Consider the following 4,223-nt stretch of genomic DNA (forward strand, 5'->3'; position numbering starts at 1 on the left):
CGCGGGGGCCAGGGGTACGGAACCCCGGCGCGCGCCGGTCACCGCGCGAGCCTCAGGCCGGCGGCCGCCCACCGCGACGCGGCGGGGAAGAAGTTGCGGTACGTGTGGCGCGCGTGGCCGGCGGGCGTGAGGGCGCTGCCACCGCGCAGGACGTGCTGGTCGGACATGAACTTGCCGTTGTACTCGCCGGCCACGCCCTCCTCGGTGACGAAGCCGGGGTACGGCAGGTAGGCGCTCGAGGTCCACTCCCACACGCCGCCGATCGTGCGCTCGGCGACGGCCCGCGGGTGGCACCGGTCGGGGTCGAGCTCGTCGCGGATCTCCCAGCCGGTGGTGGCGACCTCCCACTCGAACTCGGTGGGTAACCGCGCCCCGGCCCAGCGCGCGTAGGCGTCGGCCTCGTAGAACGACACGTGGAGGACGGGCTCGGCGTCGACGACCGGCCGCCGCCCGCTGAGCGTGAAGGTGGTCCACTCGCCCTCGACGGCGCTGGCGGCGTCGGAGCGCGCGTCGCCCGTGCCGTCCTCGCGCCGCCAGTACCCGGGCGCGTCCCAGCCCTCGGCCTGCACGGTCGCCCACCCGTCCGACAGCCAGAACTCGGGACGGGAGTAGCCGCCGTCGGCCATGAAGCGCTTCCACTCGCCGACGGTCACCTGACGCGTGGCGACCTCGCCGCCCGGGATCCACACGCGGTGGCGGGGCCGTTCGTTGTCGTAGGAGAACCCCCCGGACGGTGCGTGGCCGTCGAGTGCGTGGCCGTAGGGTCCGTCGCCGCCCGTGGGATCGGGCGCGCCGATCTGCGCGACACCCTCGACGACGGCGAGCCAGTCCGTCTCCCCCGGCGCCGCCGCGGCCGGGTCGGCGGGCCTGTCGACGTACACGGGATCGGTCGGGTTGTGAGAGAACAGGTGCTTGATATCCATGAGCAGCAGTTCCTGGTGCTGCTGCTCGTGGTGACAGCCCAGCTCAAGCAGCTCGAGGCCGCGCTCGTCGACGTCGCCCGCCTCGAGCGCCGCGACCACCGCCTCGTCGACCCGCGCCCGGAAGTCGGCGATCTCCGCGACCGACGGCCGCGTGATGAGTCCGCGCTCGGGGCGCGGCTGCCGGGGCCCGACCGCCTCGTAATAGGAGTTGAACAGGAAGCGGAACACCGGCTCCGGCGAGGAGTACCCGGGCACCCGACCCAGCACGAACTCCTCGAAGAACCAGGTCGTGTGCGCCCGGTGCCACGCCGCGGGGCTGGCGGCGGTCATGGACTGGGGGATCTGGTCCTCGGCATTGAGCCGGGACGCGAGCAGATCCGTGAGGCCTCGGACCCGCAGAAATCTCTCGACGGTACTCCCCGTGCGCGGAGCGGTGCTGACGGAGCCGACTGTCATGGGATCCCCCGAGGTTCGTGGTCGACGGCAGGCGGTCTGGGACGGGGACCGGTCGGCCCCCGGCGTTTCCGCCACCCTAGCCACGGCCTCCGACACCGCCCACCGATTCGCTAGACGAACGGGATGCCGGCCGCCGTCCCGCCGCGTTCGGCGGCGGCGTCTCGGCGCGCGGCGTCTCGGCGCGCGGCGGCGACGTTGCGGCGCTCGTGCTCCAGCAGCCGCAGTCGGTACTCCGGGCAGTTGCCCATACCGCCGTCGGCGCGGATCACGCGGTGCACGGGGATGACGAACGGCACCGGCACGATGCTGCACAACCGGCCCACCCGCCGGGCGTTGCGGGGCCGGCCGGCGTCCACGCTGATCTGCCCGTAGGTGGACGTCTCGCCATACGGGATGCGCTGGATCTCGCGGTAGACCTCCCGCGAGAACTCGTCGTGGACCCCCGCGGCGGCCCAGTCGAGCGGGACGTCGAAGCCGCGTAGCTCCCCGGCCAGGTAGGCCCTCACCTGACCCGCGAGGCGGTCCAGATGCCCACCCGCGCCGCCGGACCCTCGGTCGAGGTCCTCGTCGTCGTCCTCTCCCCCGCCCTCACCGTGTGTCACGTCGAACCACGCGTCGGCGGCGTGGAGTTCGCTCTCGTCGACCTGCTGCAGACGTGACACTCCCACGGCCGTGGCCTCGACGATCATGAGGCCGGCCGGGGTCTCGAGCAGCCGCGCGGCGACGCCGGGCGTCCGGGCCGCGCGCACGCTCACACCACGCTCGGACGGTCCGGGTTGGTGACGTCGGCGTCGGCGGTGTCGAGCTTCTCGAACAGGGCGTCGGCACCGTCGCGACCGATCGCGGACATCTCCGCGGTGGTGATGGGCACGGCCTGCAGGCGCGTGAGCAGCGGGCCGGTGCCGTCGGGGCCGCCGGTCTCGTCGACGACCTGCAGTTCCGGCCACAGGAACGGCGGTGTGAGGACGAGGTGCTCGCAGCGGCGCCCGGGGTCGACCAAGCCGACCGCGTTGGGGATCACCGCGCCGGGCGCGACGTGGATGGAGCCGGTGGCCACCGCCAGCGCGCACGCGTCGAGCACGTCGGCCATCGCGCGGTGCCCGGTGCGACCGACCGTGACGAACTCACTGCGGATCTGGCGCCCCTCGGGCGTGGTCACGTTGGTGGGCAGCTCCCGCGCGCCGATGGTGGCGTAGGTGGAGAAGCCGACGGCGGGGACGTTGTCGACGACGACGATGTCGCAATGCCATTCGGTGGTCTTCCCCTCCTCGTCCGGCTCGGTCTCGTGCGGGTATCGCAGGACGCGGACCTTGTCCTTGCCGCCGAGGATGCCCTCGAGGCCGGAGAGATCGGCCGTGCCCGGGCCGGGAAGGGTGTTCTCGTCGCTCATACAAGTGCTCGCAGACGTGGTTCGAGGTCGGCCTTGAACAGATCGAGGAAGCGCTTCTGGTCGTGACCGGGCGCGTGGAAGACCAGGTGGTTGAGACCCGCGTCGACGTACTGTTTGACCTGCTCGACGGCGTCGTCCGGGTCCGAGGCGACGATCCAGCGCTTGGCGACCTGCTCGATCGGCAGCTCGTCGGCCAGACGCTCCATCTCGCGCGGCGAGTCCACCGAGTGCTTCTGCTCCGGCGTCAGACTCAGCGGCGCCCAGAAGCGGCAGTTCTCGAGGGCCTTCTCCGGGTCGGGGTCGTAGCTGATCTTGATCTCGATCATCCGGTCGATCGTCGAGGAGTCACGCTCGTTGATCCGCGCGCCCTCCTCCACCGCGGGCAGGAGCTTCTCCGTGTAGAGCTCCATGCCCTTGCCGGAGGTGCAGATGAAGCCGTCGCCGACGCGGCCGGCGTACTTGGCCACGACCGGGCCACCCGCGGCGATGTAGACCGGCACGCCGCCCTCGGGAACGTCATAGAGGAACGCGTCCTTGGTGGAGTAGAAGTCGCCGGAGAAGCTGGTGGTCTCGCCCGTCCAGAGCTCACGCATGAGGCGGACGGACTCCCGCAGACGCGCGAAGCGCTCCTTGAACTCCGGCCACTCGCCCTGGTGGCCCGTGGCGATCTCATTGAGCGCCTCACCGGTGCCCACGCCGAGGAAGACGCGTCCCGGGTAGAGGCACGCCATGGTGGCGAACGCCTGGGCCAGCACGGCGGGGTTGTAGCGGAACGTCGGGGTGAGCACCGAGGTGCCCAGCTGCAGGCGCTCCGTCCGCTCCCCCACGGCCGTGAGCCAGGCCAGGGAGAACGGGGCGTGGCCGCCGTCGTGGCGCCAGGGCTGGAAATGGTCGGAGACCGTGGCCGAGTCCATCCCCGCCTGCTCCGCCATCACCGCGAACTCCACGAGGTCACGCGGCCCGAACTGCTCGGCTGAGGCCTTGTATCCGAGCTTGAGGGAGGGGGTGTCGGGCATCGGCTTCTCCTGCGTCTAGGCGTGTGGCCGGGTTCGTTTTGACGTCCAGTCCGTCGCGCGGGCCACTGGGCCGAGTATGCCAGTGGCCTACGACACTCGTAGCGACCTGTCCCCACCTCAGCGTCCGGACATCACTCCGGCATGAGAAGGCTCCGCAGACCACCCCGAAAGGGGGCCGAGGAAGATGATGCGTCCACCAACCAGAAAGCTGAGCTTAGGCTGAGTGCATCCCACTCACATTGACCCAGGAGCCCCCTCATGGCGAACCCCCCGTCGCGCCCCGCCCGATCCCGTCGGACCCGAGCCGTCCTCGCCGGGGGGTCGGTCCTCGGCATCGGGGCCGTCGTCACGCTCGCGGCCTGGACCGATGACAACTGGGCCGGATCGACGTTCTCCGGGGGCACGTTCGCCGTCGAATCCAGCGCCAGCGGCATCGAG

4 protein-coding genes and 1 pseudogene are annotated in these 4,223 nt (G+C 71.4%); 1 reads left to right on the forward strand and 4 read right to left on the reverse strand.

Features of this window, described 5'->3' with window-relative positions:
• Positions 1–38 precede the first annotated feature (38 nt).
• The 4 genes from egtB to fgd form a co-directional block, all read right to left on the reverse strand.
• Positions 39–1,379, reverse strand: coding sequence for an ergothioneine biosynthesis protein EgtB (gene egtB, locus G6030_RS13125; RefSeq protein WP_182643432.1), 1,341 nt, complete (start codon positions 1,377–1,379; stop codon positions 39–41).
• A 110-nt stretch (positions 1,380–1,489) separates the two neighbouring features.
• A complete protein-coding gene (locus G6030_RS13130; RefSeq protein ID WP_007629430.1) occupies positions 1,490–2,134 on the reverse strand; it encodes a methylated-DNA--[protein]-cysteine S-methyltransferase in 645 nt (214 codons plus the stop codon).
• A complete protein-coding gene (locus G6030_RS13135) occupies positions 2,131–2,769 on the reverse strand; it encodes a suppressor of fused domain protein (protein WP_007629432.1) in 639 nt (212 codons plus the stop codon). The genes G6030_RS13130 and G6030_RS13135 overlap by 4 nt, the downstream gene beginning before the upstream one ends.
• Positions 2,766–3,785 carry a glucose-6-phosphate dehydrogenase (coenzyme-F420) gene (gene fgd / locus G6030_RS13140; RefSeq protein WP_007629434.1) on the reverse strand — a complete coding sequence of 340 codons (1,020 nt, stop codon included), beginning with the start codon at positions 3,783–3,785 and terminating at the stop codon, positions 2,766–2,768. The genes G6030_RS13135 and fgd overlap by 4 nt, the downstream gene beginning before the upstream one ends.
• A gap of 258 nt (positions 3,786–4,043) precedes the next feature.
• Between fgd and G6030_RS13145 the strand changes: the two are divergent.
• A pseudogene (locus tag G6030_RS13145) lies at positions 4,044–4,223 on the forward strand (hypothetical protein); the annotation flags it as partial.

Origin of the sequence: Dietzia sp. E1, assembly GCF_014145015.1 — a bacterium.
Taxonomy (GTDB): domain Bacteria; phylum Actinomycetota; class Actinomycetes; order Mycobacteriales; family Mycobacteriaceae; genus Dietzia; species Dietzia cinnamea_A.

Excerpts from the sequence above, each read along its gene's own strand:
- G6030_RS13135 (WP_007629432.1), bottom strand. The coding sequence starts at position 2,769 with ATGAGCGACGAGAACACCCTTCCCGGCCCGGGCACGGCCGATCTCTCC.
- fgd (WP_007629434.1), bottom strand. The coding sequence starts at position 3,785 with ATGCCCGACACCCCCTCCCTCAAGCTCGGATACAAGGCCTCAGCCGAG.
- egtB (WP_182643432.1), bottom strand. The coding sequence starts at position 1,379 with ATGACAGTCGGCTCCGTCAGCACCGCTCCGCGCACGGGGAGTACCGTC.